The sequence below is a fragment of the Sphingobium sp. CECT 9361 genome (assembly GCF_918741285.1).
Lineage (GTDB): Bacteria > Pseudomonadota > Alphaproteobacteria > Sphingomonadales > Sphingomonadaceae > Sphingobium.
In genome coordinates this window covers 1-23,712 of sequence record NZ_CAKKNC010000030.1, presented here as the reverse complement: position 1 = coordinate 23,712, position 23,712 = coordinate 1, and the positions used below count along the sequence as shown (strand labels likewise).

General features: G+C 58.7%; 24 protein-coding genes and 3 pseudogenes. 12 read left to right on the top strand and 15 right to left on the bottom strand.

Features of this window, described 5'->3' with window-relative positions; genetic code table 11:
* The first annotated feature begins 72 nt into the window (after positions 1 to 72).
* Complete coding sequence (locus LQ220_RS22430) at positions 73 to 669, top strand: recombinase family protein (protein WP_021245550.1); 597 nt, start codon at positions 73 to 75, stop codon at positions 667 to 669.
* Positions 670 to 826: 157 nt separating this feature from the next.
* Here LQ220_RS22430 and LQ220_RS22425 read toward each other — a convergent pair whose 3' ends face one another.
* The 7 genes and pseudogenes from LQ220_RS22425 to LQ220_RS22395 all read right to left on the bottom strand — a co-directional run bounded on the left by LQ220_RS22425 (position 827) and on the right by LQ220_RS22395 (position 10,801).
* Complete coding sequence (locus LQ220_RS22425) at positions 827 to 2,344, bottom strand: tannase/feruloyl esterase family alpha/beta hydrolase (protein ID WP_230190296.1); 1,518 nt, start codon at positions 2,342 to 2,344, stop codon at positions 827 to 829.
* Between the two features lie 2 nt (positions 2,345 to 2,346).
* Entirely contained in the window at positions 2,347 to 3,828 is a 1,482-nt protein-coding gene (locus tag LQ220_RS22420) for an amidase (protein WP_230190295.1), read from the bottom strand.
* A gap of 28 nt (positions 3,829 to 3,856) precedes the next feature.
* Positions 3,857 to 5,467: a tannase/feruloyl esterase family alpha/beta hydrolase gene (locus LQ220_RS22415; protein ID WP_230190294.1), complete on the bottom strand. Its 1,611-nt coding sequence runs from the start codon at positions 5,465 to 5,467 to the stop codon at positions 3,857 to 3,859.
* Positions 5,468 to 5,533: 66 nt separating this feature from the next.
* On the bottom strand, positions 5,534 to 7,777 hold the full coding sequence (locus LQ220_RS22410) for a TonB-dependent receptor (RefSeq protein WP_230190293.1): 2,244 nt from the start codon (positions 7,775 to 7,777) through the stop codon (positions 5,534 to 5,536).
* Between the two features lie 276 nt (positions 7,778 to 8,053).
* Positions 8,054 to 8,413, bottom strand: a pseudogene (locus tag LQ220_RS22405) (TonB-dependent receptor); the annotation flags it as partial.
* Positions 8,414 to 8,483: 70 nt separating this feature from the next.
* A protein-coding gene (locus tag LQ220_RS22400; protein WP_230190292.1) for an IS3 family transposase occupies positions 8,484 to 9,847 on the bottom strand; the annotation gives its coding sequence in 2 pieces (ribosomal slippage) (positions 8,484 to 9,497 and positions 9,500 to 9,847; 1,362 coding nt in all).
* Positions 9,848 to 9,886: 39 nt separating this feature from the next.
* On the bottom strand, positions 9,887 to 10,801 hold the full coding sequence (locus LQ220_RS22395) for an epoxide hydrolase (RefSeq protein WP_230190291.1): 915 nt from the start codon (positions 10,799 to 10,801) through the stop codon (positions 9,887 to 9,889).
* Positions 10,802 to 11,083: 282 nt separating this feature from the next.
* Here LQ220_RS22395 and LQ220_RS22390 point away from each other — a divergent pair, with 282 nt between their 5' ends.
* The 7 genes from LQ220_RS22390 (at position 11,084) to LQ220_RS22360 (ending at position 15,937) form a co-directional block, all read left to right on the top strand.
* Positions 11,084 to 12,310: an aromatic ring-hydroxylating dioxygenase subunit alpha gene (locus tag LQ220_RS22390; RefSeq protein WP_230190290.1), complete on the top strand. Its 1,227-nt coding sequence runs from the start codon at positions 11,084 to 11,086 to the stop codon at positions 12,308 to 12,310.
* 42 nt (positions 12,311 to 12,352) lie between these two features.
* Complete coding sequence (locus LQ220_RS22385) at positions 12,353 to 12,715, top strand: hypothetical protein (protein WP_183956598.1); 363 nt, start codon at positions 12,353 to 12,355, stop codon at positions 12,713 to 12,715.
* A 178-nt stretch (positions 12,716 to 12,893) separates the two neighbouring features.
* Positions 12,894 to 13,055 carry a hypothetical protein gene (locus tag LQ220_RS22380; RefSeq protein WP_230190289.1) on the top strand — a complete coding sequence of 54 codons (162 nt, stop codon included), beginning with the start codon at positions 12,894 to 12,896 and terminating at the stop codon, positions 13,053 to 13,055.
* Positions 13,056 to 13,136: 81 nt separating this feature from the next.
* Entirely contained in the window at positions 13,137 to 13,778 is a 642-nt protein-coding gene (locus LQ220_RS22375) for a hypothetical protein (RefSeq protein ID WP_230190288.1), read from the top strand.
* Between the two features lies 1 nt (position 13,779).
* Positions 13,780 to 14,592 carry a hypothetical protein gene (locus LQ220_RS22370; RefSeq protein ID WP_230190287.1) on the top strand — a complete coding sequence of 271 codons (813 nt, stop codon included), beginning with the start codon at positions 13,780 to 13,782 and terminating at the stop codon, positions 14,590 to 14,592.
* A 58-nt stretch (positions 14,593 to 14,650) separates the two neighbouring features.
* Complete coding sequence (locus LQ220_RS22365; RefSeq protein ID WP_230190286.1) at positions 14,651 to 15,028, top strand: nuclear transport factor 2 family protein; 378 nt, start codon at positions 14,651 to 14,653, stop codon at positions 15,026 to 15,028.
* A 114-nt stretch (positions 15,029 to 15,142) separates the two neighbouring features.
* Entirely contained in the window at positions 15,143 to 15,937 is a 795-nt protein-coding gene (locus LQ220_RS22360; protein ID WP_230190285.1) for a glucose 1-dehydrogenase, read from the top strand.
* A gap of 499 nt (positions 15,938 to 16,436) precedes the next feature.
* On the opposite strand, the gene LQ220_RS22355 is transcribed toward LQ220_RS22360, so the two are convergent.
* Genes LQ220_RS22355 through LQ220_RS25115 form a run of 4 tightly spaced genes read right to left on the bottom strand, consistent with a single transcriptional unit; the run spans position 16,437 to position 19,812 of the window.
* Positions 16,437 to 17,372 carry an IS5 family transposase gene (locus LQ220_RS22355; RefSeq protein ID WP_230190284.1) on the bottom strand — a complete coding sequence of 312 codons (936 nt, stop codon included), beginning with the start codon at positions 17,370 to 17,372 and terminating at the stop codon, positions 16,437 to 16,439.
* A 52-nt stretch (positions 17,373 to 17,424) separates the two neighbouring features.
* Complete coding sequence (locus LQ220_RS22350; protein WP_230190283.1) at positions 17,425 to 18,228, bottom strand: tyrosine-type recombinase/integrase; 804 nt, start codon at positions 18,226 to 18,228, stop codon at positions 17,425 to 17,427.
* On the bottom strand, positions 18,221 to 19,177 hold the full coding sequence (locus tag LQ220_RS22345; protein WP_183956594.1) for a tyrosine-type recombinase/integrase: 957 nt from the start codon (positions 19,175 to 19,177) through the stop codon (positions 18,221 to 18,223). Before LQ220_RS22345 ends, LQ220_RS22350 begins: the two co-directional genes overlap by 8 nt.
* On the bottom strand, positions 19,177 to 19,812 hold the full coding sequence (locus tag LQ220_RS25115) for a tyrosine-type recombinase/integrase (protein ID WP_354958459.1): 636 nt from the start codon (positions 19,810 to 19,812) through the stop codon (positions 19,177 to 19,179). Before LQ220_RS25115 ends, LQ220_RS22345 begins: the two co-directional genes overlap by 1 nt.
* Between LQ220_RS25115 and LQ220_RS22335 the strand changes: the two genes are divergently transcribed.
* From LQ220_RS22335 to LQ220_RS22325, 3 genes and pseudogenes are all read left to right on the top strand, one after another.
* On the top strand, positions 19,759 to 20,379 hold the full coding sequence (locus tag LQ220_RS22335; protein ID WP_230190281.1) for a hypothetical protein: 621 nt from the start codon (positions 19,759 to 19,761) through the stop codon (positions 20,377 to 20,379). The two genes, LQ220_RS25115 and LQ220_RS22335, sit on opposite strands and share 54 nt — an antisense overlap.
* Positions 20,380 to 20,589: 210 nt before the next feature.
* Positions 20,590 to 20,781, top strand: a pseudogene (locus LQ220_RS22330) (transposase domain-containing protein); the annotation flags it as partial.
* A gap of 116 nt (positions 20,782 to 20,897) precedes the next feature.
* Positions 20,898 to 21,255: pseudogene (locus tag LQ220_RS22325) on the top strand (transposase); the annotation flags it as partial.
* Positions 21,256 to 21,284: 29 nt separating this feature from the next.
* Here the strand turns inward: LQ220_RS22325 and LQ220_RS22320 are convergent.
* Entirely contained in the window at positions 21,285 to 22,001 is a 717-nt protein-coding gene (locus tag LQ220_RS22320; protein ID WP_183956591.1) for a TetR/AcrR family transcriptional regulator, read from the bottom strand.
* Positions 22,002 to 22,376: 375 nt separating this feature from the next.
* Here LQ220_RS22320 and LQ220_RS22315 point away from each other — a divergent pair, with 375 nt between their 5' ends.
* The gene (locus LQ220_RS22315; RefSeq protein ID WP_230190280.1) at positions 22,377 to 22,538 is read left to right on the top strand and encodes a hypothetical protein; all 162 of its coding nucleotides are present in this window, start codon (positions 22,377 to 22,379) and stop codon (positions 22,536 to 22,538) included.
* Between the two features lie 126 nt (positions 22,539 to 22,664).
* On the opposite strand, the gene LQ220_RS22310 is transcribed toward LQ220_RS22315, so the two are convergent.
* The 3 genes from LQ220_RS22310 to LQ220_RS22300 all read right to left on the bottom strand — a co-directional run.
* Positions 22,665 to 22,925, bottom strand: coding sequence for a hypothetical protein (locus LQ220_RS22310; RefSeq protein WP_230190279.1), 261 nt, complete (start codon positions 22,923 to 22,925; stop codon positions 22,665 to 22,667).
* Positions 22,904 to 23,443 (bottom strand): hypothetical protein, encoded by a 540-nt coding sequence (locus LQ220_RS22305; protein ID WP_053556452.1) that lies wholly within the window; start codon positions 23,441 to 23,443, stop codon positions 22,904 to 22,906. The genes LQ220_RS22310 and LQ220_RS22305 overlap by 22 nt, the downstream gene beginning before the upstream one ends.
* Positions 23,440 to 23,712 (bottom strand): recombinase family protein (locus LQ220_RS22300; RefSeq protein WP_230190278.1); only part of this gene is annotated, 273 nt, incomplete at its 5' end. The genes LQ220_RS22305 and LQ220_RS22300, both read right to left, overlap by 4 nt.

The window sequence follows — 23,712 nt, the reverse complement described above, 5'->3', positions numbered from 1 at the left end:
GGCGCCCGATTTTGCGAGCGCCGGCCCGCTTGTCCACAAACCGAGCGGATTAGGGACAGGGGTTACACCACGATGCCGGACGTGCTGGGCTATGCCCGCGTCTCCACCAGCGACCAGGACCTGGAGGTGCAGCGTCGCCGGTTGCGCGACGAAGCGGGCGCGATCCGCGTGTTCGACGATGTGATCTCGGGCAAGAGCTTCGATCGGCCCGGCCTAAACGAGCTGATTGGCTTCTGCCGACCCGGCGATATCATCTGCGTCGTCCGGCTCGATCGCCTCGGCCGATCGCTCAAGGAGCTGCTGGAAACCGTCGACATGTTCAAGGCGCGCGGGCTCGCATTCCGTTCGCTGGAGGAACGGCTCGATACATCCTCGGCTGCAGGCGAGCTGGTGTTCCATGTGTTCGGTGCCATCGCGCATTTCGAGCGCCGGCTGATCGTCGAGCGCACCCGCGACGGCATCGCCGCGGCGCGCGCGCGGGGAAAAGTGCCTGGACGCCCTACGCTCGACGCCGACAAGCTGGCGTCGGCGCTCAAGCTGATCGAGGCCGGCGTGCGTCCGGCGCAGGCGGCGAAGCAGCTTGGGCTTGGCCGATCCACTCTCTACCGCGAACTCGCTGCACTCAAAACCGAGGCACCCACCACGCCCGCACTCAACGCCGCAGAATGAGCCGTAACGTCGTGGCTGTCATCGTCTCTGACATATAGCTGACATCGACTTTGAAAACCGACATCAATCGCAAATTGCGGTCAGCGATGTGCGATAAACAGGTGTTTGCCGACACCTGAGCGGGGCTGTCGGCGCTTAGCGTATATCTGGGTCCGTTCTATGTACTGACCCCGTAACGGGCAACGCCTTCGGCATAAAGGATCGCCTGATCCGGCCATAGGGACGTGTCGTGCGTATGCTGCATGTAGAGCAGCTTGCCCTTGAACTGCGCGGAATAATGTCCGCCAAAGGGACTGGGGACAGTGATACGGGGCCGCTGGGGAAACATGGGACTACCATCGACGATGACCTGGTCAAAACCCTTTTCACCATCGATGACATGGTGCCTGTGCCAATAGCAATATGCGAGATAGGCGTCATTATCGACTTCTACCTGATCGCCCGGCCGGACCCCTTCCGCCTTTGCATTTCCGTCGGCACCAAAGCCGTCGAGCAATAGCGTATCACCGAATACGCCCGTCACGAAAAGCTGACGCCCGGCAGCCTCGCCGCTCAGTATGCGGACAGATGCACCGGGAAGATAGCCGGAAGGTTGTTCGGCCAGCCGGATAGCAATCTGCCGGTCCGGCGGGGACATGATCGCCATGAAGGAACTCGCCTCCATGGCCGCCGGGCCGCCAGCATGGACCTCGGCAGCGATGTCGGCCGCGGTGCGGGCCTCGTCCACGCCAGTCTTGAACCGCACAATCCGGTCGCCTTCGAAAAGGTGCGGCTGGTCATGTCCCGCATAACCCGGCTTGCTCCAGAAATCAGGGGTATAGCCAGGATCCTGACGTGCGAATACTGCTGCGTTCCAGCACCACATGGCGGCCTGACCCATGGGTTGGGCAATCATATATTCCGCGCCTCGGGGAAAACCGAGACGATATAGATCGGCCAGTGCTTCCCGCTCATGCGCGTTCAGCCCCTCGAACGGATTGCCGCTGCCTCCCGGTTCGGTCGCATCAATGACCTTGGCAAGCTTGTTGCGGAGCAGGCGACGAACATTGAACATGGCGCCGAAACCCGTGGGCTGCACGCTTTCAATCGCCTCATCCGCTTTCCCTGGAGCGATGGGGCCGCCGCCCATGAAAGGCAGGGCGCCATCATAAATGTCGGGCGCATTTTCCAGACACAAGGGGGATCGGCGTGCGCCGCCACTCCCGCCATAGACATAGCCATGATGCGGCACTTCGCCATAATGATGCTTGGCGAGATGTTTGGCGAAACGCGCCGATTCCGCGCTGGCCCGCCAGCCATAGAGGCCCGGATCGTCGCCTGCGCGCTGATCAAGGTCATTGCCGATATGACCCTGATTGGATTCCAGCATATAGCCGCCCAGACGAAAGGCACCGGGAACTCCGCCGAGCACGCCTGCCAGCGGTCCGACGAAAGCGAATTCAGTGCCACCCAATCCACCGCCTAGCGGCTGGAAAAAGCGCCCTCGATATACATCCTTTTCGGGAAAGTAGATCGCGAACCGGGTATCGCTATTCTCAAATCCACCATGAACATAGCGATGCGGCAATGGATCGGTCCGCATCTCGTCCGCGTCGATGAAGGGTTTGCCAAAATAGGCGTCGGTCGGGACATAGCTATTGATGGCTTGTGTCGTTGCTTCGAGAGTTCCAGCCATGATTAACTTACCTTGGGACGCTCATTGCGCGGGAAAGCCGCTTGATAGGTCTGGGCGGCGCGAAAGATTTTCGCCTCGCTACCCGGAGGGCCGGCAATCTGTAGACCCACTGGAAAGCCGTCGACGAAACCGCAGGGAACCGAGATGGCGGGGAATTTCAGCCAGTTGAACATATCGGTGTGGCTGCAATAGCTACCCATGAAGCTTCCACCCGGATATTTGGGGCCATCGGTGGTCCAGCCCGCTTCCCATTCGGCAATCGGGCGGGTGATGAGCTGCGATGTCGCTGAAAGGATCAGGTCATGCGTCGCAAACAGCTTGCGGAAGCGGTCCCAGTTACGGCCGCGCGCCTCGAAACCGGCTTGCATTACCTCGGGCGGCGGCAGCGGCAACCCTTCGGTCGGGTAGAAAGCGAGCCACTGCGCCATGCGGTTGGGCATGATGTCATCCCAAACTTCCTTCGTTTCCGCGACGTTGGCGCCGAGCGAACCCATTTTTGCGGCTTCGGCCCGGCACAGCGCGATCACCCGGGCGCTTTCGGGCCCGGCATAGCGCTCTGTGAAACCGAAATCGTCGGTCCAGGCCAAGCGCATGCCTTTCACGCCCCTGTCGATCCCTGCCAGGAAATCATCGGGCTCGGTTTGGATCGAAAAGGGATCGCGGCCATCGGGGCCTGCCATCACCTGTGTCACCAGCGCAGCATCGCGGACGCTGCGGGTGAGCGGACCGACCGTGATACCAGCGGGCGGACGTGGCTTGGTATAATCGAGTTCAGGGATTAACCCGCCGGTCGGATGCATGCCCACGACGCCGCTATAGGCTGCCGGTAGCCTGGTGGAGCCGCCGCCGTCCGATCCGATGGCAACCGGCAGCATGCCGGCGGCCACGGCTGCTGCGCCGCCGGAACTCGACCAGCCGGGCACACGGCTGGTGTCCCAGGGGCTGCGGGCTTCCGCGTCCCAGTTGAAGGGTTTGAAAATGCCTTCGCCTGACAGCGCGCCGCCGCCGCCTGCGCCGAGCATGCTGTTGGTGCCCATGATGATAGCACCGGATTTTCTGAGACGCTCGACGCCGAAATGATCATTCCGGGATATCGCGGCAGGCTTATCGCCCGCCTGATGTCCTTTAAGGCCTGCAACCGGAATATGATCCTTGACCGCGATGGGAACGCCGTGAAGCGCCCCCAACCGATCGCCGCGGGCAATCGCCGCATCGGCTGCCCTGGCCTGCTCCAGCGCTCCGGCTCGATCGAGCGTGGCATAGGCGTGAAGCGTCTTGTCGAGCGTGTCGGCACGGTCGAGGAAGTGCTGCACAACCTCCGTCACCGATACATCCTTGCGCGCGATCCGATCGCGAAGGTCGGTTGCCGTGGCCCAATGGAGATCGTTACTCCCAGCCGCAGGGACTGCCGCGCTCACGGCCGCCGGCGCCAATATGCCAGCGGTCGCGCCCGCTGCACCTTTTGCGAAATCCCGCCTTGTCATCGTCATCATCCTCTCCTTGCGGGGCTGGTCACTTGGGATCGACGCAGCTGTAATTGCCTGCATCGAAACCGAAATCGCCCGGTCGTCCGTTGAATTTCGCTGTTTTGGGATAGGCGCACATCAACACCGTGCGGGTCGGTGAAATCATGGCATCGGGAGCCGGGCGTCCAGGCATACCCTCGGGCAAGCCCTCTGGCACGCTGGGGCCTGTGCCAACGATAGTGTCGGGCGCAATGTCGCGCTCACGCCAGGCGATAAGCTTTTCAAGTGCGCGGTCGGGGACGTCCTGCGGTCCCATGCCTCCTCCGCAGTGATATGTTCCCGGTGCCAGAAACAGCCGTGCGAAATCGCTGCTGCCGGGGACGGACTGTTGAAGGTCGTTGTAATGGGTGATGATCTCGCTGACCGGGATTCCGGGGTCGGCGATGCCGTGCCAATAGATTACCTTGCCGCCCTTTGCCTTGAAGGCCGAGAGTTTTTCCGGATGACGGGGGGACAGGTCCGCCCAATCATAGCCTTCGGCCAGCCGCTTGACGTCTGCTGGATTGTCGAAACTGAATCCGTCGATCACGTCCAGCTTGGGGTCACGGATGAACATATCGCGCATGAAGCTGTTCGCGATGATGTAGCCTGCTGTCGGGGGCGACGGTGCCCAGGGATTGGCCTGACCCTTAACGGGCCGGGTGGCGCCCATGAAGAACTGTGTCCAGCCGGTAGGATTGGTAAGCGCAAAACCATTACGCGGCCGACCGGGATATACCGCGGGCGGGCCAAGGGCGATCGCCTTGACGGTATCTACCTCATCCTTGGTGAGGCAGTTGGGGCCATCGCCTCCTTTGCACAGCAAGGATGCCGGGTCGAAGCCGCAGCTATTGGGGTCTGCGACCAGCCCATTGGGTGACGCACATTGCTTGATGACAGTCCGCTCGATCAGCGCCAGCTTGGCGGGCGAAACCCAGGCATTAGGCGTGCGGAATATCTGCTGCGTGGTCCAGGTGAACCAGGACGGGTCCCATCCCAGCCCCGGCGCCCCCACGACAGCGCCATCGAAATCGTCGGGATAGCGTTCGATAGCCTGCTCGGTCATCCGGCCGCCGCCCGAGCAGCCGAGCATATAGCGATACATTTTCTGAGCGCCATAAAAGGCCCGCGTCAAAGCCTGCGTCGCGACAGCGGTGACATGACCGGCCCGATGGGCGTGGTCCAGCATCGCGGTCGGATTATCCTTTGCAAAACTCCAGTCGAGGATCGTGCCCTGATGTCCCGTATCCGTCACGGCTAGGGCGAAGCCCGCGCCAAGCAGCTTGGGGTTGGCAGGCGGCATAAAACCGGCCGCCCCGCCCAGACCCATGAAATAATAGCGGCCGTTCCATTCGTTAGTGGGCAGCGAGAGAGTGAAATTGATCGTGGAGTCGGGCTTGGTCGCCTTGGCGGTTCCGACAATCTTGCAAAAGGGCGTCGGCATCTGCAGTTGATCGGCGCTCAGGATGTTGGTGCCCTGGGGCGCGATTTTCTGGAGCGCATCGACGCTGCATTGCGCCTTGGGTTCTGCGGAGGCAGGGGGTGGACTGTCCGCCGCCACGGCACTCGCGGATGCGATGGCCAGGGCGGAGGAAATAAAAAGACAGATCTTTTGCATGTTCATCTCCTAAACTGCGTTATGATCGGCGCCGCGAGTTCCCCCTTCCGCGGCGCCGCCCTTCCATCAGAATTCAAAGCGTCCTTCCACGCCGAACATGCGCGGTTCGCCATAGAGATAGGCAACCGTCCCGAACTGGGTGGGGAGCTGATTATTGCCGCCGACGATATAGTCCTTGTCGGTGACGTTGCGGGCGAACACCGCGGCACTGAAGCCACTGCCGGCGATACGCCGCCAGTCGAGACGCAGGTCTATCTTGGTATAGGACGGCGCGATGGAGCCAGGAATGCTGAGCGCCGCTATGGGATTCCCGTTAAAGCGGTTCACCGGATCGAAGGCGATCAGGCTTTGATAGTAAATATTCGCCGTTGCTGTCACGTTCCCCAGGCTTTCCGGTATAGGCAATGTTATGCGCGGCGTGACATTGAGCTGATGCTTGGGCGAATTAGGAAACCGGCTATTGCTCAGGTCGCCAAGCGAAGGGTCGGTGTAGCTGTCATATTTAGCATCTAGATAGGTATATTTGACAGCCACATCGAACCATTTGGCAGGTTTGACCACCAGATCGACGTCAACTCCCTTGATCTTGCCTGCCGCCGCGTTCCGGGTGACGGTCGACGCCGGCGTCGTATTGAGGTTCACGAAACGCTGGATGTTTTTGTAGTCGTCATAGAACAGGTCGACATTGGCTCTGATCTGCCACCCGCCAAGCTGCCATTGCGATTTCAGGCCGATCTCATAATCCGTAACGGTTTCTGGCGCGAAAAAACGGTCAGCGGGATTAAGCGCAGTGGAATTGAATCCACCGGATTTATAGCCCTTCCGGACGGATGCGTAGACGTTGATATCCCGATTAATCTTATAGAGGGCGTTCAGATTCCAGGTCGTCGCCTTGAACGTGCCTGAGACCGTTGCGCCTCCCAGCGGAATTTCAACGCCGGGAAAGGGCACAAGCGTCGTTGCACTGGTCGAAGAGCGGAAATCCTTGGTTCTGCGTATACCAGCGGTAAGCGTCAGTCCGTCGGTCGGACGGAGGTCGAATTGTGCATAACCCGCCTTGCTGGTGTTTTTGCTGTTGCTGATGGCAAAGGCCCTGATCGGCCCTCCGAAAGGCACCAGCACATATTGCACCGTGTCGAACTGAACGCTGGGCGGCGACTTGAAATATTCGTCATAATAGCCGATCGTGCCGGTCAGCATACCGAATTCACCGTGCAGTTGCACTTCTTCGGTACGTTCAATATTGAAATCGGATTGATAGGGATTGCTGACGTCCAGAATGGGCAATGGCGTGCCGTCGATATCATAGTCGGTCTTCTGCTTGAACAAGCGTCGGCTGAAGATGTTCTTGACCGAAATATTGTCGTTGATCTTAGCAGTCGTGGTGTTGACGAAACCCTTGGATTTGAGACCATTGCCCAATGGGAAATTGACATTGATTGTGCGCGGCCCTCGCGCAAGCTGTTCCGCCAGATAGGTGGTCAACTGACCTTCGAGTGGGGCAATGTTCGGATTGAGAGAAGCTGGCGTGAACCCGGCGATGGCGGCGCCGGAGCCTGCCTCATTGATATGGGTATATTGATAGATGAAATAGTTCTCCAGCCATTCAAAAGGCTGGATAACGACGCTGGCCCGGAACGAGGTTTTGCGTTCATTGTCCGTGCGTGAGTTGTCGAACAGGTTTTTGGTGAACCCATCACGGCGCAGAATCTGTCCTGACAAGCGAACCATGAGCTGATCGGGAATGAGCGCACCGCCCATCGCGAATTCCAGATCGTGCCGGTCATAGGAGCCAAGACGCCCGATCACATAACCGGAAAACTCATTGCCGGGCTTGCGCGGCACGAACAATACGGCGCCGCCTGTGGTGTTACGGCCGAATAGCGTGCCCTGCGGCCCCTTGAGGACCTGCACATTTTCCAGGTCGAAGAACTGCTTTCCGAAATTGGGCACATCCGCAAAATAGGTGACGACGCCTGGCGAGTTCTGACCGAATGTCTGGCCTTGTCCACGGATGGAAAAGGTGGTGTCGTTGCGGTTGGACGCGGTGTTCTGGACGCTCAGACCGGCGGCCACTGCGGGCAGGTCGTTCAGCGTCGTGACGTTGCGCTCGTTCAGGGTGTCGCCATCAATGGCGATGATCGAAATGGGCACGTCCTGCAACCGTTCGGATTGTCGCCGGGCGGTAACGATGATGTCTCCGCTGAGATCGGAGGATAATTGCGCGGGCGAACCTTGCTGCGCCAGCGCGGGTTGCCCTGCCAGACAGGTGGCGAGCGCCGCCAGGCCAACGTGAAAACGATGATTCATCTGCATCCCCTCCTGTTTTCCATGCCGCGGCTTTTTATGGCCGCTGACAATCAGAAGCTTAGCGGGATGACTCTCCGAAAATAGTGGGCAGAATAGATTGGCGCACTCAGATCATTTTGCCGAAGCCGGCTGCATCATGATGAATCGGACATCGAAAAGCCAGAAATGTGCGTCGATGCGCCCACTCTCTGGCCGTAGAATTTGACGCCTGTCGTTTCGTTTCATGCAATCCGTACCTTCGATTTCGCAGAGGCACGGATTGCATCAGGCATAGCATCAGAAGCGATAGCCGACCGTGCCCATGACATTGCGGGGCGCACCCACGAAACAGTCGCCGCGTGCTAGGCAAGAGGCATAATATTTGTTGTTGAGCAGGTTGGTCGCGTTGATTGCAAAGCGCCAGCTCTGCCAGTTGATCTCCGCCAGAGCATCAACCGTGGTGCGAGACGGGGTGATGATCGACCAGAGCGAGCTGGTCGATATGCTCTTGCCACTATAGACCACGCCGCCACCCAAGCGCAGCTGGGCCGCGTCGGCGAGGCCGAACGTCTTGGTCCACCAGATCGACGCCGTGTGGCGCGGCATATAGTCGAGGTTGGTGTTCACTTCAGACTTGAGCTTGCTGTAGCCATTGTCCGTCGTCAGAACATTCGGCACAACTCGCGGCGTAAATTAGCGGAGTGCGGACCTCGTCTGGGGGTTGATGTTAGGCGGCGAGCTTGCGGTGTTGCAAGCGCCGATGTTCGATGGTCTGTCGCTTGATCCTTTCGCGCTGTTTGATGATGGCTGGAGCCCTGCCGAAGTAGGCATCGGCGGGCGTCACGTTGTTCAGGCTCTCGTGGTAACGCTGGTGGTTGTAGTACTCGACGAAGGCCTCGATTTGGGCTTCGAGGTCGCCGGGCAAAAAGTAGTTTTCCAGCAGGATGCGGTTTTTCAGGGTTTGGTGCCAGCGCTCGATCTTGCCCTGGGTTTGCGGGTGCATCGGGGCACCGCGCACGTGGCTCATCTTCCGGGCCTCAATGTATTCAGCCAATTCGCCGGCGATGTAGCTGGGGCCATTATCCGACAACAGCCTGGGCTTGTGCAGCACCGTGGCGCTGTCGCAGCCCGATGCGCCAAGGGCCAGGTCGAGCGTGTCGGTCACATCCTCGGCGCGCATGTTGGTGCACAGTTTCCAGGCGATAATGTAGCGCGAGAAGTCGTCGAGCACGGTCGACAGGTACATCCAGCCCCACCCGATGATCTTGAAGTAGGTAAAATCAGTCTGCCACATCTCGTTTACCCGCGTGGTCTTGGTGTGGAACTGATCGGCGGCCTTGATCACGACATAGGCCGGGCTGGTGATCAGATCGTGGGCCTTCAACAGACGGTAAACCGTGGCTTCCGACACGAAGTAGCGCCTCTCATCGGTAAAACGCACCGCCAGTTCCCGGGGGCTTAGCTCGGACTGCCCCAGCGCCAGCTCGATGATCTGATCATGGATGTCAGGCGGGATCCGGTTCCACACCCGGCTCGGTGTCGATGGCCGATCCTCCAGCGCCTCCGGGCCGCCTTCGAGGAACCGGTCGTACCAGCGGTAGAAGGTCCGACGGGCAATGCCGAGCTCGTCCAACGTGTGCTTGGCTGGTAGGTGCGATTGCTCGACGATCCGGATGATCTCGAGCTTCTCCGATGCTGGATACCTCATTCGTCGTCGCCCCCATCCGCGATCATACTTTTTTTGAGCAGACGGTTTTCGAGCGTCAGGTCGGCAACGCATTCCTTCAGGGCACGGGCTTCGCGGCGCAGGTCCTGCACCTCGCCGGTGGTTGCGGCACGGGCAGTGTCGCCAGCCAGGCGACGCTTGCCCGCTTCCATGAACTCCTTCGACCAGGTGTAATACAGGCTTTGGGCGATGCCTTCCTTGCGGCACAGCTCGGCAATGCTGTCCTCGCCGCGCAGGCCATCCAGCACGATCCTGATCTTGTCTTCGGCCGAGAAGTGCCGACGGGTCTGCCGCCGGATGTCCTTCACCACCCGCTCGGCAGGGGCCTTCATCGGCGATTTTTTTAAGGAGTGTTGGGGCTTCATCTTCGTTCCTTCGTCACTACGACGAAGCCCCAACACTCCTTAAATCACAACCTCAAATCTGTGCCATTGGTGCTGACGGGGAACAATGATTGCATCCAGCATGTCATCATACGACAGGATGGATTCGACAGCGCCGTCATGATCCGACCAAGCGTGGAACTTCTCGTAAATCCATGCCGCCTGTCCTATCGGAGAATCGACGAGGCCATAGCCAAGGGTCTGTGGCTTGGTCGCTTGCAGGAGGGCATAGGCGGACCCGGTCCGGTTATGCTCCTCCATCGCGGCAAGGCTGGCGCTCTCCTCCACGGTCAAATCATTCATATCATCGGCCACTGGTAACGCAATCGGAGCGTTCAGGTGAATCGCCGCACACCCGGGCGCGTTCGTCCCGCCCAGCTGTGTGGTCACGGCGCCACCCCAATCGCCTCCTTGGGCGACAAACCGGTCATAGCCCAGGCGACGCATGAGTTCGGCCCATGCCTCAGCAATCTTCTCGACTGTCCAGCCTCTCTCTTCGGGTTTTCCCGAAAATCCGAATCCTGGCAAGGACGGCGCGATGATATGAAACGCGTCATCGATGCTGCCGCCATGGAGCTGAGGCTCAGTCAGGGGGCCGACTATCTTCAGAAACTCTACGACAGATCCGGGCCAGCCATGCGTTATCAGCAGCGGGAGCGCACGCGGGTTCGACGAGCGGATATGCAGGAAATGAATATCAAGCCCGTTAATAGGTGTTCTGTACTGGCCCAGGTCGTTCAATAGGCGCTCGCAACGCCGCCAGTCATATGAGGATCGCCAGTACTCGCACAGCTTTCGTACGGACTCCAACGGTGCGCCCTGCGTCCAGTTCTGCACAGTCTCCGGCTCAGGCCAGCGCGCACGCTCAAGGCGTTGCTTGAGATCAACGATCTGATCTTCCGGAACCCTGCTATAATATCTTTCTACGTCGAACATGAACCTGTCGCTGCTCCCCAAGGCGTCGCTTATTTTTGAAAGTATCGGGCAGAACCTTGCGAGTGGTCCGCTGCCGGGTATTGATCCTGCTTAACAAATGCTGCGTTCTCGACCAGAGGCTCGGGGAGGTTCATTCTGACCCTCCGTCAGAAAGGCTGATTGTAGCTTTGCGCGCCCCGCCATAAAGACGAGCCTAGCAAGCCACCGAACACCGGCACTATCGTGCAGAGGCAGCGTTGGCGGCCAATGTTGCTAGGTTGCGGATTTGAGTAGGAGGATGTCATGAACGGATTTACCAGGATACCGGAAAGTCGCTGGTTGAGATCGAGGGATCTCAAACTGGAGGAGAGTTCTGTCCCAGCCTCCTTCTATACGTCGCAGGAACAGTTCGAGCTGGAGCGTGAGCAGGTCTTTCGGCGCGCTTGGTTATCGGTCGCGCGCGTGGAAGAGCTTCCCAACGCAGGCGATTTCGTCAATCTCGACATTTTGACACTCAAGGCCAAGCTGATCTTGGTCCGGGGCGACGACGGAGAGGTGCGCGGCTTCCACAATTCCTGCGCGCATCGCGGTGTGATGGTCGTACAGAAGGAGAAGGGCAACGCTGCCCAGTTCCGCTGCCCCTACCATGCCTGGGTGTATGGAACCGACGGCAAGCTGCGGACCATTCCCGGCGCCGATATGTTCCCGGATGTGAAATGCGGTCATGACGGTCTGCCGCCGGTGCATACGGGTATTTGGAACGGTTTCATATTCGTCAATTTTGCCAAGGAACCCGAGGAGTCCCTTGAGGAGTTCCTCGGAGAAGCCGGGGTTCTTTTCTCCGACTTGCCCTTCGAGGATTATAATCACGAGCTGCGCCTCCCTCAGCCGCTCGCGACGAACTGGAAGCATATCAGCAACGCCTTCACCGAAGGCTATCACCTGGGCTTCCTGCACAAGAATTCACTCCCGTTCGTCTTCGATCGCGAAAACCCACTGACGGATTATCCGACCGTGCGATTCATGGGGCGCCACTCCGCGAATATCACCGGAGCCAACAGCAAATGGCAGCCGACAAAGCCGGTTATGCGCTTTGCCCTGGAAACCGGGTTCGCAGCAGACGCCGAGTTGGAGCCGGCCGGCAAGAAGTTGATGGATCATCCGGCAATCAACCCAGATCGTATAGATCCGATCATGGAAGAGGCCATCAATATCTTCCCTAACACTCAGATCCAGGTTCTGCATAATGGCTATCTGTGGTACCAGTATTGGCCGTCGGGGCCCAATGAAATGCTGTGGGACGTGCGTCTTTTCCTCGATAGGGCACCGCACAGTTTCAGGACGGAATTCGCAGAAGCCTCCTATGTCGCGGCCATCCGCGACGTGATGGCCGAAGATTCCTCGATGGGCGAACTGCAGCAGCAAGGTCTCATCTCGGGAGGACTGGAACGGGTCAAATATGGTGAGAACGAGTTCATGCTGCGTCACTTTGCGCAGACGCTGACGAATTACATCGAAGGCAAGGTTTAGATCTAAGGGTTGCTGGCGCCGGACGCGCCAAGGAGAATTATAATGTCAACGATTGAAAGAGGTGTCAGTCCGTCGCTGCCTGCCGGCTTCGAGGCGCTCGAGATGTTCCTCGAGGAGTGGGGTGATCTCGAGACAGAGGACGAGAGATACCAACTTCGACGCCGCAAAAGCCTCGAGGACTTGAAGCTCTTCTATGATGCCGTGACTCCGAGGCTCGAGGATGTGTTCCGGCATCTCGACCAATTCGAGTATGGCCCGCTGCCCAGAGCCGAGCAGGGACTTTTCCGGCTCGCTCTCGGGCTGGCCGAGGTCGCCCAGGCTGTGGAGGTGATCGGGCATCCCAGTGTCCCCACCACCTCTGCCCAGCACACTATTCAAATTTCTCGGCCACGGAGCCTGAAGTAGAAGCAGGTTCTTGAGGAGGGCCGATCGGGCGGTCCCGCTCGGAGCGACCAAGTTGCCGTGGTCGGGAAGGGCAGCGGCTAATCGACCAGCGGCATGAGCAGCGCCCTGGCGGGTGGTCTAGTCAGCTCCAGGTGTCGGGCTGCGCTGACGGTGCGACGATAAGGGATAGGAGCATAACATGTTGGACGAACGGGCTAAGCAGATATACGATGGCGTGGAGCACGAGCGCGGCCGCGACGCGTACTGGTATCAGGAAGAATTGGACCGCCAGATCGGCGTGGAGAATATACCGGAGCATCTTCGGATCAGGCCGGTGCTCGCTTCGCAGGTTCAGGACTGATCCGGCACGAAGGGCCGGTTCCGGCGCATTGGCAAAGCCATCCTGCCTGGTGGCTAACGACACCGGAGAGGCAACGCTCGATTGGGTCCTATCAAGACAATGGGCTGGCTGGCGAGGCCCGTAAAAAGGAGAGAGAAGATGCCGTATAGGATCGACGTTCCCGAGGGCAAGGAAGCGCTTGACCACATCCTCAACGACTTGGGCACTCCGCAGCTGGTCGAAGCGCGCAAACGTATGTTTCGGATCATTTACGATGCGCCCGAGACGACGCTCACGCCGCGCGAGCGCGAAGTGATGCGATTTCCAAGTACGGCGGTGATGGGCTGCCCTATCTGCAACAGCCTGCGCCTGTGGCGCGACTGGCCCGGCTTTAGCGACGAGCCAATCGAAGAAGAATTGTACGTAAACGCCGGCGAATGGAATTGGAGCTGGGACGGCTTTACGCCGCGTGAGGCGCTGGCACTAAGGTTCATACATCGCTTCTTTACCTCGGTCGATGAGATGAATGATGACGATGAATTCTGGGCGGCGATGCACGCGCACTTCACCGATACCGAAATAGGCGACATCGGCGTCATGGCTTCTACCTGGCTCGGGACCGGGCATCTTCTGAAGGCCTTGGGCATCGGTAGCGTTTGCCCGATGCCCGTTAACGACGAACTTTTGAGCAGGCTTCGCAACGATAATATCAAGGTCGCGAACGCAGTCGCTGGGGGACTTTAGGGTGTATGTGCCGAAGTTCTGTCGCGTCGCGGTGGCAATCGACGATCTCGCGGCATTCGAAGCGGACGGAAAGTCCGTTCTCGGCCTTGATTTCTATAGTCCCGAGGTGGATGCGCATTTCACGACCTTCAGCGTTGCCTTTGGCGAGCATGGTTTGCTTGCCATTTCACCGAATACGGATGTCCCGTTCATCCAAAGCAAGCTGATCGAGGTTGCGATCGACGTGGAAAACGCCACCGAATCGCACGACAAGTTCGTGGCAGCTGGATACCAACCGATCGTCGTGAACCGGCTGCCGACGCCGGATGCCGACGAATATCTGTTCGGGCGCGAGTTCCACAACATCCCATTCATGGTTTGCAACCGCGGCGACAATGAAGCGGAAGCGCGTGTGCAGATTCCGTCTTTCCGGGAGCTGGATGCCGCGCCGTTCCCGAAAGTGACCTCGGTGACGTTGGCGGTTGATGATATTGATGCGGTGGCAAGCGACCTCTCCGCACTGTTCGACATGCAATTCGTGGAAGGTGATCCGCAGGGCCTCGGTACGCGGGCGCTAACCGGGAGACATCGTGTCACGCTGGTTCAAGGTGGCTCGACACTGGCATCACAGTTTGAGGCGCCGCTGGCAGCGGTAAATATCGGCTATGATGACGTCGAGGCGGCCAAAGACCGTCTGGAGGCGGCGGGTTACCCCGTGCTGTATCAGCAGGCGATGAAGTCGGGTGGAACCGCCTATCATTTCGGGAAAGCTTTCCATGGCATGCCACTTTTTATTCATCCAAGCTCGGCAGACGCGGAAATGATCGGCGTGTAATATCATAGCGGGTGCGGAGCGATTACCGCTCACGCGCTAAAGGAACGGGAGCAATCACGTGGCTAATTTTGACGGCAACAAGGAACTGGTTCTACGGTTTATGCAAGCCATCGTGGATGGCGACGTCGCGACCCTCGAGACAATTATCCATTACGACGCGAGATGGTGGATCAACGGGATCGGGGACCTCGATCGAGCGGGCCTCTTCAACGGCCTTAGCGCCCTGATTGCCGCCAAAGAGCGGACGATGGTAGTGACCCATGCTGTGGCGGAAGGCGATCACGTCGCTGTGGAGGCGGTCGGCGAAATGGTCTATGATAACGATGTCTATCGAAATCAGTACCATAATGTCTTCCGGATTGCCGATGGCTGTATCATAGAGGGCCGGGAATATATGGATACGCAAGCGGCAGCCGCGTTTATGGCTAGGCGGTAGTTTCCGGGCCGAGGGGAGCCCCCGCGGGCAATGGCCTACGGCCTAGCATTAAATGCAAGCAGAGCGGATACTGGGCAATGCCTTTCGCCTGCTACCTATGTTAAAGGAAAGCAAATGCAGCGTCTGGCAAACAAGGTCGCGATCGTCACGGGCGGCGGCGGCCGTATCGGTGCGGCAACGGCAAAGCGTTTCGCTGCCGAGGGCGCAAAGGTTGTGATCGCAGATCTTAGTGAAGAGGGCGCCGAACGGGTCGCGACCGAGATCGGGGACGCGGCGCTGGCCGTCCGGTTCGATGCCGGCGACGTCGAAAGCATTGCTCGCCTGGTACAGCGCACCGTCGATCATTTTGGCGGACTTGACATCCTTCACAACAACGCCGCGCTTTTGGATCTGGAATTCCTCAATCGTGATCGTACCGTGGTCGATACCGATATAGAGGTGTGGGATCGCACAATGGAAGTTAATGTGCGCGGCTACATGGTGGCATGCAAACATGCGATCCCTCATATGCGTCGACGGGGTGGCGGATCCATTATCAATACGTCGTCGGGCGCGGCGGCAGCGGGGGACAGTTCGCGCGTCGCTTACGGTTCATCAAAGGGAGCGATCCTCGTGATGACCAAATATATTGCCACACAGCATGGTCGGGAAAATATCCGATGCAATGCGATAATGCCCGGGCTCATTCTCGACCCGGAACTTGAGCCTAAGATTGCCGAACTCGCCGCGCTCATCAAACGTCACCAGCTCATCGAACGAACCGGGCGGCCCGAGGATATTGCCGCCTTGGCGGCTTTCTTCGCGTCAGACGAATCCGGCTTCATCACCGGGCAGTCGCTCAGGGCCGATGGTGGCGTTCTCGATCATCAGCCTATGTTCGCGGATGAATTAGACCGTCAGAGTAATTAGGGTCAGCAACGATCGAATCGTGCCGGGTTTGCGAGAGCCACCAACTCCTCACATGAGGGTTTTGGGGTCAAGGAGTTCATCACGTTAATCCATCCTTCTCGTCGGCATCCAAGGTCTGAGCCCCGGTATCCGGACCCTGTACAACCTCACATCCGGTCGCCGCTCTGAACGGCTGCACCAACATCCCGCTTTCTACGGGCATAGTCTGATCCTCCCGTGGGAAGACCATGAACACCGCGTTCGCCGCCAAGACCCAAGAGTGTCATCTCTATCTAGCGGAGGGGTGTCATTTCTATTTAGCACTGCTTTCCATTTGAAGGGCGAGTTCCGTGGCTTGCATAACACTTCAGCCAGGGTTGGGGCTCGCCCCAACCCTGGCTGACCTAATTTACGAGACCTGTGCGCGGGTGGGTGTAGAAGACTGAAAAGCCATCTGTTTTTGGTCTTTAGTGCGGGTTGCGCTGCTTCCCGATCACTCAGGCACAGGCTGTAGTTTCCTTTATGCCTGGGCCGCGAGAATGTTCATCGTGCGCTTGAGATTGTAGTCGATGGCGGTGAGGTGGACCTGGATGGCGGCTTTGGCGAGACCTCGCCATCGCATTCGGCGCAGGCCATAGGATCGCTTCCACGTCCCGAAGATCTTCTCGATCCGTCCGCGAATGCGATGGATGGGTTGGTTCCATTCATGGAGCTTTCGCAGTGTTTCCTGTTCGTCGCGGCCCCATGCGCCCGTAGCGACGATCCGCGGTACGCCACCCTTTGCAAAGACTGCGTCACGGAAATGATTGCCGCGATAGGCACTGTCAGCAAACACCTCGCCGGGGTTGTCGGGCAGCGCATCGGGACCGGCCTTGCCATCGTTGATATTGGCAGAGGTGATCGATACTTCCTCAACCAGCGCTGTATCGGCGTCCGCTCCAACATGGGCCTTGAAGCCATGAACAGCCCGCTTACCCTTATGTTTTACCCAACGGGCCTCTTCATCGTCTTCGCTGGCGGACGCGATAATCGTGGCATCGACCAGTGTTCCGGTCTTGACCGTCACTGCTTTCGATTTGAGCTGAGCGGTAACGATATCAAACAGCGATCGATCCAGCTTATGCACGACCAGCAGCCTGCGATATCTGACGAACGCGGTGCGCTCGGGTGTCGCCTCATTTGCCGAAAACCCGCAGAAGCGGCGAAACGACGCGCGATCATCGAGCGCCTCAGCCAATTTCACGTCTGACAGGTCGTACCAGATCGACAGTAGCAGAGCTTTGAACATGGCAAGTGGCGGCCAGGCGGGTTCGCCTTTGGCTGCGCAATAGAGCGGATCCAAAACCGCAGCGACTGACATCCAGTCGATCAGCTTGCCAAGCTCGTCCAGCGTTGATGACGCCCCTGCGCGTCCGGCAAATCCAAATCGCTCCTGACCAATCGAACGATGTGCCACGCCCAACTCTCCTCTTCGGAAAACCAATTGAATCAGGAATAAATGCCCTTGTCTACACCCACCCGCGCACAGGTCTCTTAACCGGACGTTCAAGGATGCCTGGATTCTTGAGGCCTGCGGCGGCTACCGCGAGATCCAAGCGCTGGGTGACGTTGGAGCGGGACATCCGGCCACCGCTGCGATTTGGGAAAAGAATGCTCTCTCCAGTAGGATCGCCGATCCGGCGACGCCACGACTTGATGAGTGCGGCGGTGGGTCGCCAGAGCGGCACGCTTCGTTCTTTACGTCCCTTGCCGCGCAAGTGGACAGCAGGTTGGCCTTCAAGCACGACGTCCCGACACCGGATGCCGATCATCTCGGAAACGCGGGCACCGGTATTGTACATCATGCTGAAGAATGCCCGATCGCGTTGTCCAGCCCAACTGGCCCGATCCGGGGCTTCGATGATGGCACCAATCTCGGCACGAGACAGAAAACCGACCATCGGCCGATCGAACCGCTTGAACGGAATTGCCAGCGCTCGCTCAATCGTGGCCAGCGAGGCAAGGTCGTGGTGCGACGCGAACTTCAGGAACGTCCTAATTGCGGCCAGGCGTGCGTTGCGGCTTCGCACACTATTGCCGCGCTCCTTCTCCAGATGATCAAGGAAAGCGAGCAGCATTGGCGCGTCGAGATCGGACAATGTGATGGCGCTGGGCGTTCGCTTCAACGCCGTGGCAGCGTAGTTGAGGAGTAGGCGCAGGGTATCCCGATAGGCAGCGATGGTCTGAGGGCTGACGGCACGTTGCTCTATGAGATGATCCATGAAGAAGCGCTGCACCAGCGTCGACAAAGTGGGGGCGGCGTGTTCAGCCATTGCCTTTCTCCCCGAATGCGAAATCTTCGAACCGATTGCCAGCAGCAGCCATCAAATCCGGGATGCCGGTCAGATACCAATAGGTGTCCGATATCTTCGCATGGCCGACGTAGGTGGAGAGCGCGGCGATTGCATTATCGATATCGGCACCGTCAGCTCGCCACCTCTGGATGCGTCGACAGATGAATGTATGGCGGAAATCATGGATGCGGACTTCGGGGTAGGCACCGCGAGCAACGATCCCTGCTTTGCTGCGCAACCTCTGGAAGGTCCAATGCGCGGCACGCGATTTTAGTGATCGTTCTGGCGTCGAGACGAAAAACGACTGCTCCGCAGCGCGCGGCAGGAATCGGTCCCGCACGGCCAGATAGTCGGCAAGAGCACTGGCGGTGGTTGAGTGGAACGGCACATGCCTCGACTTGCTGAACTTCGTCATCCGAACCGTCAAACATCGACTTCCAAGGTCTACGTCGGCGCAGCGCAATTTGATCGCCTCGGAAATGCGCAAGCCGGTTGCGGCGATCAAACCATAGAAAGCCTCGTATGCGGCGGGTCGCAGGCCGCCCACTGGTTCGAGATGACGTGCTGCAGCAAGCAGCGCCAGAACCTCTTCCTCGGTGTAGATGTGAGGGGTGGCCCGGCGCTGGGATTTGCCGAATATCTGGGTTTGCGGAAACTCCGTGGCTGGATCTTCTCGCAACAGATAGGTCGCGAAGGGCCGAAGGGCATCAAGCCGCCGAGCCCACGCGCGCGGCCCATCGGTTCGGGCGTGTTCCTTTGCCCACTCGACCACGAGCTCTGTTGTCAGAGATCCCTTGCGGTCAGTGCCATCGAAGAATCGAGCGAAGGAGCGTAACTGGCTCGCGCTCGGTCCATTGGTGCGAAACCCCAAGACTCGCCGTTCAGCAAGAAAGGCCTCGACGTGCGTTGCCATCATCCTGGTTGTCATCACACCCTCCCAGGCCAGGGCAACGCCACGGCAGACAGCCGGTGGAGATCGATCTTGGTGTAAATCTTCGACGTGTCGAGGCTCTGGTGCCTCAAGATATCGGCAATGTGCTTCATAGGCGTACCATCGCGGAGCAGTCTGCTTGCGATACTGTGGCGAAGCACGCGCGGATCGGTTCGATGCCATCCGCATCGAGCGAAGGCGGCGATCACTGCGTGCTTGGCGACGCCCGCCTTGATGGGGACGTCATAGGGCGCGGCGTGTCGAACGAAGATCGCGCGGCTGTTGGTCTGGGGGCGTTCATGGCGCAAATAATCTGCGATCGCGTCACCAGTGGCGGTAGGCAGTGGAAGGCTATCGGTGAAATGCGTCTTGGTTCTGGCTATGCGAATGATCCCGTTCCGCCAGTCAACGTCGTCGATCCGCAGCTTGGCGACTTCGGAGCACCTGAGTCCAAGGTCGGTGATGCATCTCACCATCGCATAAGCGCGCCGCCGGGACGGCAGTCGATCATCAAATGACGCGAGTACCGCATCAATCTGGGCCGGTGATAAAACGTCGGGCAACGCCGCCAAGCGCCAATGCGCCACGCGAGGGACCTCCCGTACAAGCTTGCCAACGTCGTCGCCCAACATCTTGCGAAACTTCAAATAACAGCCGACCGCTCCACCGGCGACGCATACTGCACCGGCACTCCAACCTCGGCCTTCGCCCAGGATAAAACGCCGAACGTGGGCAGGATCGAGCTTCTCAGGATCAATCTCGCTATTGCCAAACCGTTCGAGGAGCAATCGGCGAACGATCTGAATCCGCTGCCGCCGTGTCGTGTCCGCCAGACCGCCGACATCCCGCATGTGGCGATCGAAAGCCGCCAGCTCGCTGCTGAGGCGATCCTTCTGTTCCGCAGGAGGAATCTGGCCCTGAGCGCGAAGCACGTGCAAGAGATGACGAATAGCCGCGCGCAGCTCGTGGCGCAGTTTACGCACGGGCGGGCGGCATGTGCAAAACGGCAAATGGGCGTCGAGAAACTGCTGCTGCGCAGCCTCATCGATCAAAATAAGGCCCACATCTGCCTCGGAGGCCCACTTCGCGAAGTGAGCGACGCAGGCCAAATACACGCGCACGGTGTTGGGATGATACCTGCCTGCCCGAAGATGAGCGACATACTCCTCTTCGACCGATGCGATGACGCTGCTGGATAGCCACCGGCGCGGCTCAGGCTGTAAAAGATCGGACCTCATGAAAACGCTCCTCTCCAGATGGTTGGGCGGAGAGGGACGGTATTATGTGCAGATGGTATCGGTCATGCTGCATCGCAGGCGACAGAAAACCGCGCGGTCAACATCGCAGGCAATCTGTACCTGCACATAATCCGGCGCTTCGCATAATTGCGGTTATGGAAATGTATGCATAATCGAAAAAATGCGCTCTTCGCCGGCTCTGACGAAGGCGGCAACTGGGCGGTCATCGCCACCCTCATCGAAAACTGCAAGCTGAGCGACATCAATCCCCACGAATGGCTGACCAAGACAATGACCGCGCTCGCCAACGGCTACCCGGCCAATCGCGTTCATGAACTCATGCCCTGGATCTACGTGGGCTGAGAACAGCGCTCATGTTTCGTGAAAGAGGTTGGTTCGCCCTACACTGGTGCTCCGAGGGTTGCTCGGGTGGGCCGAGCCTATCCTCACACGAGGAGGACGAACCGTGGAACATCTAGGGCGCAGGGCTGGTGCTGCCCTTCTACAATACCGAAACCATGACACTGCACCTGACAGAGATATCGCCCCCCGTCGCCCCTGGCGCTCACGTGGTCGTGCTGATGGACCAGGCTGGGTGGCACATGACCGGACAGCTCGTCGTGCCCGATAACATCAGCATCATTGCTCTGCCGGCAAAATGTCCTGAATTGAACTCGGTCGAGAACATCTGGCAGTTCATGCGCGACAACTGGCTCTCCAACCGCGTCTTCCTACGACAACGTCATCGACCACTGCTGCGAGGCTTGGAACAAGCTCGTCGATCTGCCTTGGCACATCATGACCATCGGTCGCCGCAAATGGGCGCGTGGGTCATGATCAATGCAGGTTGGTATCACCCACGCGGCTCAGCGACTTATCGACCGCAGAATAAAGTCAATCGCATATTCCCGCCAGAATGCAGTGCCGCGCTCCTCTAGTCCAAAATGCTCATTGTAGCGCGTCAACATTCGGCGGGATGAGACGCTGCCCGAGACAATTATAAGGATCATAAACTCAAGTGCCGCAGTGTCGACATGCGGGCCGAACAATCCGGCATCTTTCCCACGATTTAGCACGCTATCAATTTTTTGAGACAATGTATTGCACAGCACAGCGACTTCTGGTGCACGACCGATTTGCGCGCCGTCATGAAGGCTCTGATCTATTGTCACGATCGCGGTTGCCTGATCGGTGGAATATCTATCATAAAGAGCACCGATATACTGGCGAACAGCATCCACAGGCTGCAAGGAATCATAGTCTATTGCTAGGAGTTTCTCATATGTTCCTTTAGCAATGTCTCGAAGTACCTCGCTGTATAATTCATCCTTGCTGGCGAAATAGAAATAGACAAGTTGCTTAGTTACCCCCGCGCGTCGGGCTATATGCTCAACTTTTGCACCCTCAAACCCAGACAGGGCAAATTCCTCTCGGGCGGCGGCCATGACTCTCAAAATTTTGGACGCGGGATCGTAACGTTCTCTACCCAAAAGCTGCCGTTTCGTCGTTTGTTTAGCCAATGCACCCTCCAAACGATCTTTTGAATTTGACTGCCCTATATCCGATTGATCGGGCGCAGTCACCGGTCAGTTGGGCTCTCCCTTGCGGATCAGCCGGCAACATGGCCCTCAGCGGGGCGATTCGCCTCCTAGTGAGGACGGCGCCCCTTTGCAGACCGGTATAGCCATCAGCACGTCCCGCCTGGCTGCGGGTGATCACGGCAGCACGCATGTGCCTCATCTCTTGATCAGCCTTTTTGGCAAAAAAGATCGCCGAATTAGTAGTGCCGGGTGGTTGGATAGCGTCGCCGGCTGCCAGGTTCCGTCCGTAGATTTCGCAGCCGATCAGCGGGAATTCTGGATGTGTCGGTTCGCCATCGGGACATCGCGTCAGTAGCGGTTGACGGGCTTGTCAAGCGCGGACGCCGACGAGCCCGCCTGCAGCGATTCGCTCGCTGTATGTACCAGTTCGATCATCTGCGGGCCGACGGCACGATGCTTTGCCTCCTATTCGAGCGTAACTTCATCCGCGCCGATGCGGTCGAGCTTGGCGGTGAGTTCGAACAGGATCAGCTTGTCGATATCCACCATCGCTGCGGTCTCATCAGGTCACGAATATAGGTCCGAAGCGGTGCGCGGCGCGATGGTGGTCAGCACCGGCTTCTCACCTGGCTCCAGTTCATAATCTTCAGCATTGCCTTGACCGCCCCGCTCAGCTGCGGAATCCCATTGCGTGCCGTTCAGACTTTACGTCGATACCAGCCGCTCGCTGATCTGCCACAGACGCTCGGAACTTTCATCGCTGCGTGCCGCCTTGCTAAGCGTCGCTGGCCGATGCTTAGCAAAGTAGCCGCCGGTTCCGGGATCCTGCTGCTTCGCCAGCCAAAGAATCGTATCTGGGGTCGGTTCCGGCTGAGGGCGAAATGACACCCTAAGGGAATAGCTGTCCTTGCCGTCGCCGCGGCTGCCATTGATCACAAACTGCGTCACTCTCGATGGATAGAACATTCCGTCAGCCACCTTGCAGGCATGACGTTGACCGCTGCCCTCAAAGGTATGCGATAGAAGTTCATCGTTCGATAGCTCCATGCATATGGCACGCAGTGCTTCATGACGGCGGTATGCAGGAAGAACTGAAATTCTTCCGGGGCATGCCGGACCGATTCTAAAAACGAGTGTTGGGTTTGCCGGTCAGCACCGAACTCGTTCAACGCCTTCAATCTCAGATTATCCGCATAAGCTCCGACTGAGAGTAGAGAGCCCGCCAGCGCCACCGCTACAAAAATGGGGCCTCGAACGATCGAAAACCGAGCCGGTATCAAAAAGCTGGTCGCTCCGACCGCGAAGCAAGCGGATACGATCCAGAGCCAGTGAGGCGCGCCCAGTCTATCTGACCAGATCGTCGCGAGGAATACTGGCTTCAGCAAGCTACCGAAGACGAAGCCTGCAATCGCCAGGTACGTAATGCATCCAAGCGCGGCGGTCTTCATCCTGTGCTTTCGTCCGACATCCGGCGCGACGCTCATGCCGCCACCTCGACCTTGTGATCCATGTCCGCCCTGGAGCGTCCGACGATTGCGGCGACAGTATTCTTGCTGAGGCCGAGGTCCCGGGCTATCCAGCGATAGCTGCGCCCCTCGGCAACAAGGGCTAGCACCTTGGGGGCAAGCCGATCCGACTTCGGGCGGACGCCGGTCTGCCGCCCGAGTTTCCGACCCCGCGCCCGTGCCGCGGCGAGGCCGGAGCGAACCCGCTCGCTGAGCATGTCGCGCTCGAACTGCGCAATGCCTGCGAG

Excerpts from the sequence above, each read along its gene's own strand:
- LQ220_RS22395 (WP_230190291.1), bottom strand. The coding sequence starts at position 10,801 with ATGTTCGACGTAGAAAGATATTATAGCAGGGTTCCGGAAGATCAGATC.
- LQ220_RS22420 (WP_230190295.1), bottom strand. The coding sequence starts at position 3,828 with ATGACAAGGCGGGATTTCGCAAAAGGTGCAGCGGGCGCGACCGCTGGC.
- LQ220_RS22415 (WP_230190294.1), bottom strand. The coding sequence starts at position 5,467 with ATGCAAAAGATCTGTCTTTTTATTTCCTCCGCCCTGGCCATCGCATCC.
- LQ220_RS22425 (WP_230190296.1), bottom strand. The coding sequence starts at position 2,344 with ATGGCTGGAACTCTCGAAGCAACGACACAAGCCATCAATAGCTATGTC.
- LQ220_RS22380 (WP_230190289.1), top strand. The coding sequence starts at position 12,894 with ATGTTGGACGAACGGGCTAAGCAGATATACGATGGCGTGGAGCACGAG.
- LQ220_RS22310 (WP_230190279.1), bottom strand. The coding sequence starts at position 22,925 with ATGTTCTATCCATCGAGAGTGACGCAGTTTGTGATCAATGGCAGCCGC.
- LQ220_RS22390 (WP_230190290.1), top strand. The coding sequence starts at position 11,084 with ATGAACGGATTTACCAGGATACCGGAAAGTCGCTGGTTGAGATCGAGG.
- LQ220_RS22345 (WP_183956594.1), bottom strand. The coding sequence starts at position 19,177 with ATGACAACCAGGATGATGGCAACGCACGTCGAGGCCTTTCTTGCTGAA.
- LQ220_RS22410 (WP_230190293.1), bottom strand. The coding sequence starts at position 7,777 with ATGAATCATCGTTTTCACGTTGGCCTGGCGGCGCTCGCCACCTGTCTG.
- LQ220_RS22305 (WP_053556452.1), bottom strand. The coding sequence starts at position 23,443 with ATGAGCGTCGCGCCGGATGTCGGACGAAAGCACAGGATGAAGACCGCC.
- LQ220_RS22350 (WP_230190283.1), bottom strand. The coding sequence starts at position 18,228 with ATGGCTGAACACGCCGCCCCCACTTTGTCGACGCTGGTGCAGCGCTTC.
- LQ220_RS22385 (WP_183956598.1), top strand. The coding sequence starts at position 12,353 with ATGTCAACGATTGAAAGAGGTGTCAGTCCGTCGCTGCCTGCCGGCTTC.
- LQ220_RS22430 (WP_021245550.1), top strand. The coding sequence starts at position 73 with ATGCCGGACGTGCTGGGCTATGCCCGCGTCTCCACCAGCGACCAGGAC.
- LQ220_RS22360 (WP_230190285.1), top strand. The coding sequence starts at position 15,143 with ATGCAGCGTCTGGCAAACAAGGTCGCGATCGTCACGGGCGGCGGCGGC.
- LQ220_RS22315 (WP_230190280.1), top strand. The coding sequence starts at position 22,377 with ATGTACCAGTTCGATCATCTGCGGGCCGACGGCACGATGCTTTGCCTC.
- LQ220_RS22335 (WP_230190281.1), top strand. The coding sequence starts at position 19,759 with ATGCGCCACGCGAGGGACCTCCCGTACAAGCTTGCCAACGTCGTCGCC.
- LQ220_RS25115 (WP_354958459.1), bottom strand. The coding sequence starts at position 19,812 with ATGTTGGGCGACGACGTTGGCAAGCTTGTACGGGAGGTCCCTCGCGTG.